Annotated in this window: 18 protein-coding genes, 1 tRNA gene and 1 riboswitch; of the genes, 7 read left to right on the forward strand and 12 right to left on the reverse strand. The window is 38.2% G+C overall.

Annotated elements, in window-relative coordinates:
* Positions 1–30: 30 nt before the first annotated feature.
* A complete protein-coding gene (tsaD, locus tag ACJHV0_RS02980; protein ID WP_483133341.1) occupies positions 31–1062 on the reverse strand; it encodes a tRNA (adenosine(37)-N6)-threonylcarbamoyltransferase complex transferase subunit TsaD in 1032 nt (343 codons plus the stop codon).
* 72 nt (positions 1063–1134) lie between these two features.
* On the reverse strand, positions 1135–1911 hold the full coding sequence (locus ACJHV0_RS02985) for an outer membrane protein assembly factor BamD (RefSeq protein WP_025247520.1): 777 nt from the start codon (positions 1909–1911) through the stop codon (positions 1135–1137).
* A gap of 140 nt (positions 1912–2051) precedes the next feature.
* On the opposite strand from ACJHV0_RS02985, the gene rluD reads away from it, so the two are divergent.
* Together rluD and ACJHV0_RS02995 are read left to right on the forward strand one after the other, a co-directional pair.
* Positions 2052–3032 (forward strand): 23S rRNA pseudouridine(1911/1915/1917) synthase RluD, encoded by a 981-nt coding sequence (gene rluD / locus ACJHV0_RS02990; RefSeq protein WP_334229734.1) that lies wholly within the window; start codon positions 2052–2054, stop codon positions 3030–3032.
* Positions 3033–3110: 78 nt separating this feature from the next.
* Entirely contained in the window at positions 3111–3233 is a 123-nt protein-coding gene (locus ACJHV0_RS02995; RefSeq protein ID WP_483133342.1) for an entericidin A/B family lipoprotein, read from the forward strand.
* A 51-nt stretch (positions 3234–3284) separates the two neighbouring features.
* Here the strand turns inward: ACJHV0_RS02995 and ACJHV0_RS03000 are convergent, their stop codons facing one another.
* From ACJHV0_RS03000 to ACJHV0_RS03010, 3 genes are all read right to left on the reverse strand, one after another.
* Complete coding sequence (locus ACJHV0_RS03000) at positions 3285–3992, reverse strand: YwiC-like family protein (RefSeq protein WP_283386149.1); 708 nt, start codon at positions 3990–3992, stop codon at positions 3285–3287.
* Between the two features lie 66 nt (positions 3993–4058).
* On the reverse strand, positions 4059–5033 hold the full coding sequence (gene pfkA, locus ACJHV0_RS03005) for a 6-phosphofructokinase (protein WP_283386148.1): 975 nt from the start codon (positions 5031–5033) through the stop codon (positions 4059–4061).
* Between the two features lie 106 nt (positions 5034–5139).
* Positions 5140–6336 carry an aminotransferase class V-fold PLP-dependent enzyme gene (locus tag ACJHV0_RS03010; protein WP_283386147.1) on the reverse strand — a complete coding sequence of 399 codons (1197 nt, stop codon included), beginning with the start codon at positions 6334–6336 and terminating at the stop codon, positions 5140–5142.
* A 444-nt stretch (positions 6337–6780) separates the two neighbouring features.
* On the opposite strand from ACJHV0_RS03010, the gene ACJHV0_RS03015 reads away from it, so the two are divergent.
* The 3 genes from ACJHV0_RS03015 (at position 6781) to ACJHV0_RS03025 (ending at position 7666) form a co-directional block, all read left to right on the forward strand.
* On the forward strand, positions 6781–6930 hold the full coding sequence (locus ACJHV0_RS03015; protein ID WP_283386146.1) for a hypothetical protein: 150 nt from the start codon (positions 6781–6783) through the stop codon (positions 6928–6930).
* Positions 6931–7278: 348 nt separating this feature from the next.
* Positions 7279–7404, forward strand: a complete 126-nt coding sequence (locus ACJHV0_RS03020; protein ID WP_283386145.1) for a hypothetical protein — start codon at positions 7279–7281, stop codon at positions 7402–7404.
* A gap of 34 nt (positions 7405–7438) precedes the next feature.
* On the forward strand, positions 7439–7666 hold the full coding sequence (locus ACJHV0_RS03025) for an ATP-binding cassette domain-containing protein (protein WP_483133349.1): 228 nt from the start codon (positions 7439–7441) through the stop codon (positions 7664–7666).
* Between the two features lies 1 nt (position 7667).
* Here the strand turns inward: ACJHV0_RS03025 and ACJHV0_RS03030 are convergent, their stop codons facing one another.
* From ACJHV0_RS03030 to ACJHV0_RS03060, 7 genes are all read right to left on the reverse strand, one after another.
* Positions 7668–8336: a thermonuclease family protein gene (locus ACJHV0_RS03030; protein ID WP_483133343.1), complete on the reverse strand. Its 669-nt coding sequence runs from the start codon at positions 8334–8336 to the stop codon at positions 7668–7670.
* A 43-nt stretch (positions 8337–8379) separates the two neighbouring features.
* Positions 8380–9747, reverse strand: coding sequence for an alanine/glycine:cation symporter family protein (locus ACJHV0_RS03035; RefSeq protein WP_483133344.1), 1368 nt, complete (start codon positions 9745–9747; stop codon positions 8380–8382).
* A 117-nt stretch (positions 9748–9864) separates the two neighbouring features.
* Positions 9865–9961, reverse strand: a riboswitch (glycine riboswitch).
* A gap of 168 nt (positions 9962–10129) precedes the next feature.
* Positions 10130–11185: an AI-2E family transporter gene (locus ACJHV0_RS03040; protein ID WP_483133345.1), complete on the reverse strand. Its 1056-nt coding sequence runs from the start codon at positions 11183–11185 to the stop codon at positions 10130–10132.
* 45 nt (positions 11186–11230) lie between these two features.
* Entirely contained in the window at positions 11231–11644 is a 414-nt protein-coding gene (ruvX, locus tag ACJHV0_RS03045) for a Holliday junction resolvase RuvX (protein ID WP_176671545.1), read from the reverse strand.
* Entirely contained in the window at positions 11644–12204 is a 561-nt protein-coding gene (locus ACJHV0_RS03050) for a YqgE/AlgH family protein (RefSeq protein WP_483133346.1), read from the reverse strand. The genes ruvX and ACJHV0_RS03050 overlap by 1 nt, the downstream gene beginning before the upstream one ends.
* Entirely contained in the window at positions 12204–12935 is a 732-nt protein-coding gene (gene rsmE, locus ACJHV0_RS03055; RefSeq protein ID WP_483133347.1) for a 16S rRNA (uracil(1498)-N(3))-methyltransferase, read from the reverse strand. The genes ACJHV0_RS03050 and rsmE overlap by 1 nt, the downstream gene beginning before the upstream one ends.
* A gap of 196 nt (positions 12936–13131) precedes the next feature.
* The gene (locus tag ACJHV0_RS03060; RefSeq protein WP_483133348.1) at positions 13132–13719 is read right to left on the reverse strand and encodes a YajG family lipoprotein; all 588 of its coding nucleotides are present in this window, start codon (positions 13717–13719) and stop codon (positions 13132–13134) included.
* An 88-nt stretch (positions 13720–13807) separates the two neighbouring features.
* Here ACJHV0_RS03060 and ACJHV0_RS03065 point away from each other — a divergent pair, with 88 nt between their 5' ends.
* The gene (locus ACJHV0_RS03065; RefSeq protein ID WP_025236347.1) at positions 13808–14119 is read left to right on the forward strand and encodes a BolA family protein; all 312 of its coding nucleotides are present in this window, start codon (positions 13808–13810) and stop codon (positions 14117–14119) included.
* A gap of 93 nt (positions 14120–14212) precedes the next feature.
* A tRNA-Ser gene (locus ACJHV0_RS03070) sits at positions 14213–14302 on the forward strand.
* Positions 14303–14407: the final 105 nt, after the last annotated feature.

Consider the following 14407-nt stretch of genomic DNA (forward strand, 5'->3'; position numbering starts at 1 on the left):
AATTACCAAGAAATTTGACCGCTTGCAATGCTATTTAATTGGCGGTAGTTCGGTCATCGCCCAGCGAGGTTTTACACTAATACTTAAATCGCTGTATTCGCCGTTTTTTAAACGTAAAAAACCTGTGTAGGCAATCATCGCACCGTTGTCGGTACAAAATTGCGGGCGAGGGTAAAATACTTCGCCTTTGAGTTTTTGCATCATTTCGGCAACGTCGGCACGTAATTGCTTGTTGGCACTTACACCGCCTGCCATCACTAGCCGTTTATAGCCTGTTTGTTCTAATGCCCGTTTGCACTTAATTAAAATAGTATCCACTACCGCTTGTTGGAACGCGTGAGCAATATCGCAACGAGTTTGCTCGTTAATTTCGCCATTTTCGTTTGCGTTGGCTTTAATAGTATTTGCAGCAAAAGTTTTTAAGCCGGAAAAGCTGAAATCTAAGCCCGGTCGGTCGGTCATCGGGCGTGGGAATTTAAAACGATTTGGTGTGCCAGATTCGGCAAGTTTTGACATCGCAACCCCTGCTGGGTAATCCAAACCTAATAATTTCCCGGTTTTGTCAAATGCTTCACCTGCGGCATCGTCAATAGATTCGCCCATTAATTCGTATGTGCCGATACCATCGACTTTCACTAATTGTGTGTGTCCGCCTGAAATTAATAACGCCACAAACGGAAATTCGGGAGCGTTTTCTTCCAACATAGGAGCAAGCAGATGCCCTTCCATATGATGAACGCCAAGAGCCGGCACATTCCACGCATAAGCTAAAGAGCGAGCAATGGTTGAGCCTACTAATAATGCTCCAACCAAGCCCGGACCGGCGGTATAAGCAATACCATCAATATCGGAAGGCTGAAGGTTAGCTTCTTTTAGGGCTTCTTGGATGAGTGGGAGCGTTTTGCGGATATGATCTCGCGAAGCAAGCTCCGGCACAACACCACCATAATCAGCGTGCATATCAATTTGGCTGTAGAGCTGGTTTGCTACTAAGCCTTTTTCTTCATCATAAATGGCAACGCCGGTTTCATCGCAAGAGGTTTCAATACCTAAAATTCGCATAATTTCCTAATGAGCTAATAAGTTATAAAGCCAAAAGGGGCGAAACCGCCCCTAATATTCTGGTATGTTTAATTAGAATTGTTCACCATATTCCGGTTTTGCCGGGTTTGGTAAGGTTTTATTTTCGTATTCTTTAATTAATAGTTCGGTTTTTTGCTCTGAATCTTGAATACCCATTTGTTTAAATGCTTCTTTCAGATAAGGAAGGGCATTTTTAGTTGCTTCGGTATTTGGATAGAAACGCAACATTTCTTCTACGCGATTTACTACCGCAACGTACGCATTACGTTTATCATAGAATTTTACGATCGATAATTCGTGTTCGGCTAAACGGTTGAATAAATAGTTCATCCAATTTTGAGCATCTTGAGCATATTGGCTTTGTGGATAGTGCTGAACGATAGTTTGGAAGTTACCGTAAGCGTTACGCACATTATCCACTGCACGAGAAGCACGATTTACTTTAAAGAAATCTTGGATAAAATTATCACCTAAGCGTGCATTTGAAAGACCGGCTAGGTAGAATACATAATCCATATTGGCTGCATTTGGATAAGAACGGGCGAAACGTTCTGCAGCATCTAATGCTTTATAATATTCGCCTACTTTATATTGTGCATAAATTAAACTTAATTGGGTTTGTTCACCAAGACCTGAATATTGACCACCTTTAGCACTCACTCCCTCTAAATAACGAATGGCAGAGTTATAATCGCCGTCTTGTAAATAGGTTTGCCCTTTGCTATAAAGATCTTGAACGTTTGATTCTTCGATGTCTTTATTAGAACTTGAACAACCTACAACAAGCCCTGCTAATGCTAATGTGGCAAGAGTTTTAAATTTACGCATATGTTTTACCTATAAAAAGTGTCTGAGACCAAAAGTTAATGTACAATACCCTCAGACTAAGAATAACTTATGAAGTTCATCTCACTATTTTATATAACATCACGCAAGTAAGCAAATGACTAATTAGGATTTATATTTTAATGACTACTCAAAAAAAGATTTTAACCGCAGAAATTACTGCTGACCTATTAGGTGCTCGTTTAGATCAAGCACTGGCACAACTTTTTCCGGATTATTCACGTTCACGCATTAAAGTGTGGATTGAAAGCGATTTAGTAAAAGTGAACGGCAATATCATCAATAAAGCGCGAGAAAAAGTATTTGGTGGCGAAATGGTGGAAATTACCGCTGAAATCGAAGAAGAAATTCGTTTTGAACCACAAGATATTCCGCTCAATATTGTGTATGAAGATGACGATATTATTGTTATCAATAAACCAAAAGATTTAGTGGTTCACCCCGGAGCGGGCAATCCTGATGGTACGGTATTAAATGCGTTGTTGCATTATTATCCGCCGATTGCAGAAGTCCCACGAGCCGGCATTGTGCATCGTTTAGATAAAGATACTACAGGCTTAATGGTGGTGGCGAAAAATATTCCAGCCCAAACTCACCTAGTAACAGCATTACAAAAACGCCGTATTACACGTGAGTATGAAGCAGTCGCAAGCGGCATTATGACTCAAGGCGGTAAAGTTGATGAACCAATGGCTCGCCACCCGACTAAGCGTACTGCAATGGCAGTTCACCCAATGGGAAAACCGGCTGTAACCCATTATCGTATTATGGAGCGTTTCCGTAACTACACTCGCTTACGTTTACGTTTGGAGACCGGGCGTACTCACCAAATTCGTGTGCATATGGCACATATTGCACACCCGTTATTGGGCGATCAACTTTATGGTGGCAGACCTCGCCCACCAAAAGGAGCAAGTGAGGAATTTTTATCTGTTTTACGCAGTTTTCAACGCCAAGCATTGCACGCTATTATGCTACGCTTAGAACACCCAATTACAGGCGAATTGATGGAATGGCACGCTCCATTACCAGAAGATTTTGTGGAACTCATTCAAGCATTAAAAGCGGATTACGAGCTTTATAAAGATGAACTAGATTATTAATTTAACGTATTGCGTTTATAATTTAGACTTGTTATATTGAAGTCGTTTTCATAACAAACAAAAAATAAGGAGTATTTTATGAAAAAATTAGTATTAGCAATTTTAGCAAGTGCAACTTTCTTAACAGCGTGTAACACTGTTGATGGCGTAGGCAAGGATGTTGAGAAAGCTGGTGAACAAATCCAGAAAGCAGCACAATAAGAATAATTAAAAAACCTCTGATAAGCTCAGAGGTTTTTTGTTATAGAAAAATCATAAAACTAACGCAATCAAAAAAAGTAGGATAACAGGAAATTCCAACATTCCGATCTGTTTTACATTCAAGCCTAAACTCGGCACAATAATCGCACGAGCAGTTGCAATTAAATAAGCAAAAAAGACCGCTTGCATTGAACACAAACAATAAATAATGGCTAATAGTAGATGTGTTGAAATGCTGAGTTCCATATATACAGGGTTTTTACGTTCTCTCACCATACTTTTTACATAGAACGTTGTGGCAATAAAAAACAGCGTAGGGTGGAGGAGTATCTCAATATTATATTGTTTTGTAACAACATAATAAGTTGCCATTCCCATTACCCCGAAAGTTAAAATGCCTGCAATATCATTCCACAAATTCCGTTCATCTTTTTGTTTGGCAAAGTAAATTTGAATTAATCCAAGCGGTAGAATTATCACTAAAAATTGCAAAATAGCAGGCACATTATAAATAACAGGCAAAGCAAAGAGTAAACTTAAAGCGAAGTAAATTTTTGCCCATTTTTTATTACGTTCGGTTGGTTTTTTGCTAAATAAAGAGAGAAAAGGGTAAGAGAAAAGATAGAGGAATAGCCAAGAAAGCCCAAAGAAAATATGCAAAGGTGTAAATCCACTTGTGATGACCGCATAAAGAAAAGGCAGCATTGCCATTGCTAATGCACCGTGTTGGTTGGAAATAACGGGTTTTTCTTTGAACATTAGATTTCCTTATTAGGTGAAAATAAAAAGGCGACTATTTTAGTCGCCTTTAAATTTTAAGAAATCCTAGAATAATTTTCTAGAGGTCTCGTATAATTCTTCTTTAAACGGACGACGCATATTATTAATTGCATCAATAATATCGTGATGAACTAACTGCTCGTTTTGAATACCGACACAGTGTCCGCCAAAACCTTGTAATAATAATTCCACCGCATAAACGCCCATACGAGAGGCTAAAATTCGGTCAAAGGCACAAGGTGCACCACCACGTTGGGTATGACCTAACACAGTTGCACGAGTTTCGTGTCCGAAACGCTCTTCAATCTCTTTTGCTAATTCGTGAACATCAGTCATTAACTCAGTAATTGCAATGATAGAGTGGCGTTTACCTTTTTGGAAACCATCAGAAATACTATCCATTAATGCTTCTTTATTCAATCCTTTTTCCGGAACGATAATATATTCACAACCGCCGGCTAAGGCTGCACTAATGGTTAAATCACCACAATGGCGACCCATTATTTCAACAATAGAAATACGTTGGTGAGAACTTGATGTATCACGTAAACGGTCAATTGCTTCTAAAGCGGTTTCTAACGCAGTTTGATAGCCGATAGTATAATCAGTACCTACGATATCATTATCAATCGTGCCCGGAATACCGATACACGGATAACCAAATTCCTCAGTTAATAACTTCGCTCCCATATAAGAGCCATCGCCACCAATAACAACTAACGCATCAATATCATATTTTTTTAATGTTTCTACGCATTTTTTACGTACTTCAGGGCGTTTGAATTCAGGAAAGCGTGCTGAACCTAAGAATGTACCGCCACGATTGATAGTTTCTGATACAGAGCGTCTGTCTAGTGGAATCACTTTATCGTGATAAAGCCCTGAATAACCATCTTGAACGCCACAAACTGCTAATCCTTCATTTAATGCTGCACGCACCACACCACGAATAGCGGCATTCATACCCGGTGCATCGCCACCGCTGGTTAAAATCGCAATTTTCTTGATTTTTTTACTCATCTAAAAACACCTTTTTGATAAATTAAATTTAAAATAGAAACTAGTGTAAAGATTACAATATTCAGCCTTTTCGTTCTACTAAAAAATATGTATTTTTTGATTTAGCTTAGCTTTCTTGCAAAATTTTGAGTGCAAAATTTAAGGTGTTGAAAAAATGCTCAATATCCTCTTTTGTATTGTAATGAGCCAGCGAAAGGCGAAGTGTGCCGCTTTCTTGCAAATAACGCAAATAAGGCTTAGCACAATGTTCGCCGTGCCGAATAGCGATTTTACTCTGGGTCAAAAAAGCGGCAATATCGGCAGGGTGTTGATCTTTAACCACAAAACTAATAGTCGGTGTATTTTGTTGTCCGATAATTTGCAAATGTTGATAAGAATTTAACCGCTTGCGGGTGTATTCTGCTAACGTATAAAGTTGTTGATTAAGTTCTGTAAAATTCCATTTCTCTAACCAAGCCAAAACTTGTCCAAAACCAATAATACCTACAATATTTGGCGTGCCTGCTTCCAACCGGTAAGGCAAATCTGCTACAGTTAGTTCACTTTCAGTAACGTTTTTCAGCATTTTGCCACCGAATACAAGCGGTCGAATTTGCTCCAAACTTTGCAATTTACCGGTCAGCACACCCACACCGTTTGGACCATACATTTTATGGGCGGAAAAAGCGTAGAAATCGGCATCAAGTTTTTGCACATCCACTTGCTCACAACATACAGCTTGAGCAATATCTAACACAATTTTAGCGGAAGTGTGCCGGCGAATAATTGGGATTAAATGTTCCGCAGGTTGGCGAACCCCTGTTACATTGGAAACTAAATTAAAAGCGACGATTTTGGTTTTTTCTGACAACGCATTTTTAAGTGTTTCAGCTTCAATTTGATACTGTTCATTAAGTGGCAGCACAATAAGTTTTGCTCTTGTGCGTTCGGCAAGTTGTTGCCAAGGAATAAAATTAGCGTGATGTTCTGCCACTGAAATCACAATTTCATCACCTTCCGCAATTTGATGCTCCAAGCCATAAGCCACAGTATTAATGCTTTGAGTTGTGCCGCTCGTCCAAATCACTGCTTCACGGGCTTCCACATTAAAGCGTTTAGCAACTAAATCACGAGCTAATTCATATTGCTCAGTTTGCGGCAAATCGTACTGACTGCGATGTACCGAACCGGCAGAGGCGTAAAATTCGCTGGTTGCTTGAACCAAAACATCAGGTTTTAGCGTTGTAGCGGCGGAGTCTAAATAAGTCCAACCGTCAGCTTGGGTGAAAAAGGGAAAATAGGTACGAAATTGTTGGTTACGCATATAATTTGCCTTAAATGAGAATGAATGTTATTTTGTAGATGCGTTTTTTCTGAGTTGAGGTATTGTAGATAAAAAATAACTTGCTCAATTATTAAAAATCATATTGTTGGCTTATTTGCTCTCTCAAATATTGGACATATCATAGCACAATTTAACCTTCCTGACGTCCTTAGCTTTTTGTATTGGCTGACTTATTTATTATTGTTAGCTCTTTTCTGAAGCATAGAAAGAGAGTAGAAATAGAGAGACTACGCGAAATGAACATTAAAAGAATGGTAATTGTATTTCTCATTGCAATGATTTATGTATTTGTGGTTCGTAAAATATTAAAAATGAAAGTGTGGTAAATACGAATATTGTTAGTAGACATAGTTATATTACTTTTAGTTTGTATTAGCCAGGAGCTCATTACACATAAAGAGAACAAATATACCAATTCTTGGTATGCCAATTTTTGCTGGTTTGGCAGTAGGTAAATTGGGTTTTGATCCTGTATTTGATACCTTTATTAAAAGTATAGAGAAGCAAATTCCAGATGCACTGGATAGAATGAAAACATTAATAAAAATGGGGATTTTGGTCTATATGATTTAAATCAGTAAGTCAGTATATAGAGGATATATTGTTATTTTATTTTCGTTTGAAATGGAATTTAGTATAGGAAGTATGATTGTTTTTTATAGTGAGGTGTTGTTATGAGTATTTTAATGGTGGTTTTTATTGGTTTTATTTATTTTATGGTTTCTATTTTTATTTATCCATTGCTACCATTTGGTTTTAGTGAGATTGTTTATGATGTAATGTTTTTTTGTGTTTTATTTATTTGGTATTTTTTTAGAAAAGAATAGCAATGATATATTCGTTATTTTTATATAATTAAATGTTAATTAATATTAAGCTGTATATGAATCTATATGTGGATTTATATAGGAAGCCTTAGTTATGTGTTTAGACAAGAAGCTATTGCATATCAGTCAAAAAATTTATCAAGATAAGCAGGCTTATTTAGTTGAAATTGAAAAAACGATGAATGACTATGCTGATTTAGTAAAGCATTATGAGAAATGATTAAAAGTAGGGTATTCCAGCGACGATGAAGTAAATATTTCGAAAAGCCGGCGGACAAAGACAACGATTATTTATTGCTAGAGCTTTATATAAAAAGCCTAAAATTCTCTTGATGGACGAGGCAACCAGCCATTTAGATGAAGAAAATGAGAAGTTTGTTAATCAAGCGATTTCACAAATGAATATAACAAGGATTATTATTGCTCGTAGACAATCTACAATTCAATCAGCAGATAGAATTATTTCTTTGAATGAATGTTAAATTAATATCTATTTTGCTGAGCTTTCCGATACAGTTTATTACACGGAATGCCGTCATTATTACCATCTAACGCTTTCCAATCGCATTGTTGGAAGTAGTGTTTTGTTTGTTCGTAATTGCCGATTTGGTTGCAGCTTAATTTAATTTTGCAGTTAATTGCTTGTGGTGGATTTGCAATATTTCCCGGTTTTTTGACCGCTTGTGGTAAGGCTGATGTATGCTCTTTTCGCCATTGGCTTGGATTGATGGGAAATTTGTCCTGCCATAAGCCGATTTTGGCGTGTTTTGCTTGATTTTGTGCCTCAATGTACTCTCGCTTTGTGGTATAAGCCCACGCCATACCGTTTTCTACTAAGGCTAAGTTGATGTTTTTACCGTTTAAATAGAGGGTAGCAAGTAAGCGTTGATAGCGATCGTATCCTGAAATCACGGCAGTAATGTTTTGTTTAAACACTAACTGAGCCAGAGCTTGTTTAGCTCTATTTCCATAAGGCTGAGATTGTTCAGGTGCATCAATATGTATCAATCTCACTTTGAGCGGTGCTTTGTTTACTAAGCAACTTAGGGTGTCGCCATCGCTAATTCCCACCACTTTGCAATTGATTTGTCGCTCATTTGCATAACTAATTGAAAGCAATAGGCAAAAAATAAAGGTGTATAAAAATTTCATAAATAAAAATATAGGGCTAAATTGCCCTATATTCTATCAGTTTTTATTCTGTTTCGCCTTTTTTAAGGCGAGAAAAGAAATCTTTGGTTTCGCTAATAATTACTTTGCGTAAAGCAATAATTGCAATGAGATTTGGGAATGCCATTAAACCGTTTACAATATCGGCAATTGTCCAGATAGTATCGAGTTGTAAAAATGGGGCAGCGGCAATTAACGCAATAAATAAAATGCGATAGAGCTTGATATATTGGGTTCGTCCACGTGTTAAATAGACAAAACAGCGTTCTCCATAGTAGCACCAGCCTAAAATAGTGGTGAATGCGAAGAAAACTAAGCCAACTGTTACAATAATTGCACCAAATGAGCTGTCTAAGCCTTGAGTAAAGGCTGTTGTCGTGAGAGCTGCACCTTTAATATCACCTGTCCAAGCACCTGAAATAATAATAACCAAGCCTGTCATTGTACAAACAATGATAGTATCTAAAAATGTGCCTGTCATTGAAATTAAGCCCTGTCTCACCGGTTCTTTGGTTTGAGCAGCAGCGGCGGCAATCGGGGCTGAGCCTAAGCCTGATTCATTCGAGAAAATACCGCGTGCTACACCCAGCTGAATGGCTTGCATTACAGTAAAACCAAATGCACCACCTAATGCAGCTTGCGGATTAAAGGCTGCGTGAACAATAGTAACGATAGCTTGTGGTACTTTTTCGGCGTTGAGAATAATCACACACAGCGAGGCAACAACATAAGCGATAGCCATAAACGGCACAACAATGGTTGCAATTTTAGAAATACGTTTTACACCGCCAAGAATAATTGCAGTTACAATCAGCGTTAAAATAATAGCACTAAAGAGAATTGGCACATCGAAGGTACTTTCTAAGGCGTGCGTAATGCCATTTACTTGTGGGAAAGTGCCAATACCGAGTAACGCCACTAATACCCCGAAAAAAGCAAAGGCTTTAGCGAGCCAACGCCATTTTTTACCCATACCTAATTCGATATAGTACATTGGTCCGCCGGCAACAAAGCCTGCTTTATCTTTAGTACGATATTTAATTGCAAGCAAGCCTTCGGCATATTTAGTTGCCATACCGAATAGGGCGATGAGCCACATCCAAAATAATGCTCCCGGTCCGCCCGAATGAATTGCGGTGGCAACGCCAACAATATTACCTGTACCGATAGTCGCTGCAAGGGCAGTAGCAAGGGCGGCAAAAGCTGAGATGTCTCCTGATTGTCCTTTCCCTTTTTCAGGTTTGAACATATAAACGAACGCTCGCCCAAGTTGGCTTAATTGAATGCCTTTTAAGGCAAGAGTGAGATAAATCCCTACGCCTGAAATTAAAATCAGAAGCGGCGGACCCCAAATAAAACTGTTGATTTGATTAAGAATGGTGTCGATTGACATTAAATGTTCCTCGTAAAAATAGCTTACAAGGAAAGAAAAGGAATGCTAGAACAAGCGGTTAAAAAACGGAAATTTTTTGCAAAAAATCAGCAAAAAACAACCGCTTGTATTGTATAACTTTTCTCCCCTGTCCTTTTGCCTGAGCGTTTCACACATTGCTGCATTTTCGCCTTCGGCGGCTGATTTTTCATCAGCTCTCTCCAAGGGTTCGTCCAGTAACAGTCCTCGCAACTTAGTTGCACCTGAAAGAGTTTACCTCGTCGGTGAAATGTTAATTCATTTCTCTCCAGCTACCTTCATCCGAACAATCTGATTTATTTCAGTTTGTGAAATAAAAAAGAGTTGCCAAATTCTAGCAACTCTTTTTCGCTCGTCAAGTTATTTAGTGATATTTTTTGCCTCTTGGCACTTCTTCTAAATCACTGAACAATACGGCATATTTTCTTGTGTCTTTATTTGATTCTAACGCTACTTTACACGCCATTGTTAAAGGAACAGAAAGCAACATTCCCACCGCTCCGAGCAACCAGCCCCAAAACAGAAGTGAAAGGAATACCACTAGAGTTGAAAGTCCTAGCTTTTTACCCATTAAACGAGGCTCTAAGGCATTACCGATAACCATATTAATGGCAACCATACCGATTAATGTTCCTAGCCCGATTGAAAAGCCATTTAATATGAGGGCTTGAATAACAATAGGAATGCCTGCCAAAATTGAACCGATATTCGGAACATAGTTAAGTAAGAAGCTAAACATAGCCCATAAAATAGCGTATTGGACATCTAACGATGTTAATAAAATCCATACAAAAATACCGGTAAGAAGACTAACAAAGGTTTTTACGCCTAAATAACCGATTACGCCTTCTAATACTTGGTTGATATACTCTTTTTCATTGCGTAAATCATCATCTTCACTTAACGCTAAAGCCAGTTTATATTTCGCTACAGGCATTTCCATTAGCATAAAAATGACGATTAAAAAGACCACAAAAATATTTGATAATGTACCGGAAAGCCCCACCAATAGCGAACTGACAAAATTCATAATGGAGCTTGGGTCAAATTTGCTCATCAGTTCTTCCTGTGAAATATGAATTGGTAAATTCCACTGCTTTGCAAATTCCAAAAGGGCACGAACTCTGGTTGAGAGCTGCGTTTTATATTGCGGTATTGAACTGGTAAACTCTTGCAATGAGCTATTAATAATGCCTGCAAAAAAGGTAAAACCTAACAGAATCACTATCAGCAAGAGTGTAATTGCTAACCATAGCGGAATTTTCCGCTTCGTCATAAAATTAATCATTGGCGAGCAAATAATCGCAATGAAAAGTGCGAGTAGAAATGGCACTACAATCTCACTAGACAATTTAATACCGGCTAAAATAATAATGATTGCAGCGATAGAAACTAAACTACGGCTAGATGAAAGTATCATAAATATCCTTTTACAAGCGGTCGAAAATCGTTAATTTTTTGCAAATTACCGATTTTCAAACCAGCTTTCTAAAATTAAACAAGCGGAAATGGAATCCACTTTATCCTTTTTTAATGCTTTGTAGCCACCACGAGAAAAAATTTCCGCTTTGGCTTCAACGGTGGTTAAACGTTCATCTTGTAACTCAACAGGCAAATTAAAACGTCCGTTTAAGCGGTTAGCGAATTTTCGGGCTCTTTGGGTTAAAGGCTGTTCTGTTCCGTCCATATTTAATGGTAAGCCGACAACTAAAATATCGGGCTTCCATTCTTGCAACAGTTTACCAATTTCTTCCCATTTTGGAATACCGTCTCGGGCTTTAAATGAACTCAAACCTTGAGCCGTGCCGGTAATACTTTGACCAACAGCACAACCAATGCTATTTGTGCCGAAATCGAAGGCAATAACGGTTTCGGACATTAAGCTCTCCCTGCTCTAGCTGGTATACCTGAAAGCCCCATCATTTCATAGGCTTCTGCCCAGCGATCTAAATAGCCGGTTTCAAATAATGTTTTTTCATTTGCTTCAGACACAATCCAATAATTTTGTGCAATTTCTTGCTCCAGTTGGTTGGTTCGCCACGTTGAGCAGCCTAAGCAAACAATAAATTTTTCCGGCGATTCGGGAGTGCCGAAAGAGTCTAACACATCGCCTGAAGTTGTGAGTGTGATTCTATCCGTGATCGGATAAGTGTGAATAAAATCATTTTCTGTTTTGGTGTGAATGATAAAGCCTCTGTCTTGATTAACCGGTCCGCCGCTGAGCACCATTTGATCTTTATTATAATCACGCTGCTTTGCCATTTGGAAATTCATACGGGTAAGCAATTCAAGTACAGAAAGATCGGTTGGCGTGTTAATTACAACCCCCATCGCCCCTTGCTGATTGTGCTCACAAATATAGATAACGGTACGTTCAAAATAATCATCGTCCATTTCTGGGGTGGCAATCAGAAATTTGCCTTGTAAATTTTCTAGCATTAAATATCTCCAAAACACACTTGTAGGGCAGTAATGGCGGCAAGTGAGGCAGTTTCTGTGCGTAATACTCGTTTGCCTAACAATACTTCGGTAAAGCCTTCGCTTTTCGTCATCGCAATTTCTTCTGCCGATAAGCCACCTTCTGAGCCAATTAATAAGCGTACTCCTGCACTTGGTACATTTGGCAGTTCACGAATGGTATATTTGGCTCTTGGGTGCAGGTTAAGTTTTAGCATTTCATCTTGCTCTTTGCACCAATCGGTGAGCTTCATAATCGGGCGAATTTCAGGAATTTCATTTCGTCCGCATTGCTCGCACGCAGCAATCGCAATTTTTTGCCATTGTTGTAGTTTTTTATCTTGCCGTTCATCATTGAGCTTTACACCGCAACGCTCCGACCAAAGAGGGGTAATAATTTTTACACCCAATTCCACTGATTTTTGAATGGTAAATTCCATTCTATCGCCTCTGGAAATCACTTGCCCTAAATGAATAGGCAAATTAGATTCTCTATCGTCTAATTCACTTGAATCAATTTTTGCAATAATTTGGCGTTTTTCGACCGCTTGTAATGTGGCGTGAAAAATATGGTTCGAGCCATCAAACAAAATAATCTGCTCGCCTTCTTTCATTCGTAGCACACGCCCAACGTGATTAAATGCATCTTCACTTAAAATACAACTTTGCTGATTAGCTAATAGTTCCGGGTGGTAAATTCTTGGGATTCTCATTTTATATCTATTTAAAATACATCAAAGGCAGACTTATGTCTGCCTTATGGTAAGGGGAAATTGTTCAACAGTAAATTGAATTTATGTTATTTTCAATCAACATCACAAAATAGAAAACAACAAGCGGTTAAATTTCTTCAATTTTTTGCAAAAAACTGAGCAAATTTAACCGCTTGTAAGATGAATTCAATATCAATTACTTGAATTGATGAATTGCTGCTGCGATTTCGTTATCGTTATAAATTGCTTTAACAACATCAGAATAGGCTTGGTCTAGCACTTTTTTGATTTCATCGTTGTTTGCACCAAATGCTCCTTCATAACCACGTGTTGCGTTGAAGTTTTTGCTGAAGTTGCCTCTTGAACCTTGAACAGTAACTTCAACACCAACTTGTGCATCAGCTTTATAGCGTAAATTGCCTTGCTCAACTGTTGCGAAGAATTTACGAATATTCACAGTAACATTTGCATTTGCTGCACCTTGCACAATTTGGAAGCCTTTTGCGTTAAGGTCTTGCTGTACTGCTTGTTGGAACATTGCAGCCACTTCCGGCACAGCGGTTAAACGAATTAATTCACCGTTTTTAGTGTAGCTTGCAATTTCGCGTGAGGTGCGTAAATCTTGTGTCATCACATTTACCGCAGCAGTTTGATTGTTGGTGTTAAATACCGCAGTTGGGGTTGGTGTTGCAAAAGTTAAAGTATTTGATTGGCTTTGACAACCTGCTAATAAAGTTGCTGCAAAGGTTGTCGCTAAAACTAAGGTTTTTTTAGATAATTTCATAATAAATCCTTCTGTTTAATAAATTATGAGAAAAATTTTCACTAGTATAGTATTATTTAGCCTTAATTTTCAATGAAAGAGAATAAAAATGTTAGTAGAACAAACAATTATTAATAAAATAAACAACGAATTTTCGCCAATTGTGTTGAATATTGAAAATGAAAGCTATATGCACAGTTCTGGTAGGGGGGCTGAATCCCATTTTAAACTGACATTGGTATCTGACAAATTTGAAGGGAAAAGAGCCGTTGCCCGTCATCAGGCAGTTTACGCTTGTTTGGCGGAAGAATTGGAAAATGGCGTTCACGCATTGGCTCTCCATTTATACACACAAAGTGAGTGGGCTGAAATTGGTGGAATTGTGCCAAAATCGCCAAATTGTTTAGGTATTGGGCAGTGATCCGTTCAAAATTTGATTTAATTTATTTTGTGAAGAAAATACTTGAAATAAAGTCGTAATATTGCTATATTTATGCCATCTTTTTGTTGATTCGGTGAGATGTCCGAGTGGTTGAAGGAGCACGCCTGGAAAGCGTGTATATGGGAAACTGTATCGAGGGTTCGAATCCCTCTCTCACCGCCATCATAATGAAAGATTCCTTACTGTTTTCATAGATATTTCCTTGGTTAAGTAAAAGTAGAAATACTTTTTTATTTTTTAGGTTATCCCCAAACATTTTTGTTTGGG

It is taken from the genome of Mannheimia sp. (genome assembly GCF_056854775.1).

Coding starts and splice junctions, on each gene's coding strand:
- tsaD (WP_483133341.1), bottom strand. CDS start 1,062: ATGCGAATTTTAGGTATTGAAACCTCTTGCGATGAAACCGGCGTTGCC.
- ACJHV0_RS02985 (WP_025247520.1), bottom strand. CDS start 1,911: ATGCGTAAATTTAAAACTCTTGCCACATTAGCATTAGCAGGGCTTGTT.
- rluD (WP_334229734.1), top strand. CDS start 2,052: ATGACTACTCAAAAAAAGATTTTAACCGCAGAAATTACTGCTGACCTA.
- ACJHV0_RS02995 (WP_483133342.1), top strand. CDS start 3,111: ATGAAAAAATTAGTATTAGCAATTTTAGCAAGTGCAACTTTCTTAACA.
- ACJHV0_RS03000 (WP_283386149.1), bottom strand. CDS start 3,992: ATGTTCAAAGAAAAACCCGTTATTTCCAACCAACACGGTGCATTAGCA.
- pfkA (WP_283386148.1), bottom strand. CDS start 5,033: ATGAGTAAAAAAATCAAGAAAATTGCGATTTTAACCAGCGGTGGCGAT.
- ACJHV0_RS03010 (WP_283386147.1), bottom strand. CDS start 6,336: ATGCGTAACCAACAATTTCGTACCTATTTTCCCTTTTTCACCCAAGCT.
- ACJHV0_RS03015 (WP_283386146.1), top strand. CDS start 6,781: ATGCCAATTTTTGCTGGTTTGGCAGTAGGTAAATTGGGTTTTGATCCT.
- ACJHV0_RS03020 (WP_283386145.1), top strand. CDS start 7,279: ATGTGTTTAGACAAGAAGCTATTGCATATCAGTCAAAAAATTTATCAA.
- ACJHV0_RS03030 (WP_483133343.1), bottom strand. CDS start 8,336: ATGAAATTTTTATACACCTTTATTTTTTGCCTATTGCTTTCAATTAGT.
- ACJHV0_RS03035 (WP_483133344.1), bottom strand. CDS start 9,747: ATGTCAATCGACACCATTCTTAATCAAATCAACAGTTTTATTTGGGGT.
- ACJHV0_RS03040 (WP_483133345.1), bottom strand. CDS start 11,185: ATGATACTTTCATCTAGCCGTAGTTTAGTTTCTATCGCTGCAATCATT.
- ruvX (WP_176671545.1), bottom strand. CDS start 11,644: ATGTCCGAAACCGTTATTGCCTTCGATTTCGGCACAAATAGCATTGGT.
- ACJHV0_RS03050 (WP_483133346.1), bottom strand. CDS start 12,204: ATGCTAGAAAATTTACAAGGCAAATTTCTGATTGCCACCCCAGAAATG.
- rsmE (WP_483133347.1), bottom strand. CDS start 12,935: ATGAGAATCCCAAGAATTTACCACCCGGAACTATTAGCTAATCAGCAA.
- ACJHV0_RS03060 (WP_483133348.1), bottom strand. CDS start 13,719: ATGAAATTATCTAAAAAAACCTTAGTTTTAGCGACAACCTTTGCAGCA.
- ACJHV0_RS03065 (WP_025236347.1), top strand. CDS start 13,808: ATGTTAGTAGAACAAACAATTATTAATAAAATAAACAACGAATTTTCG.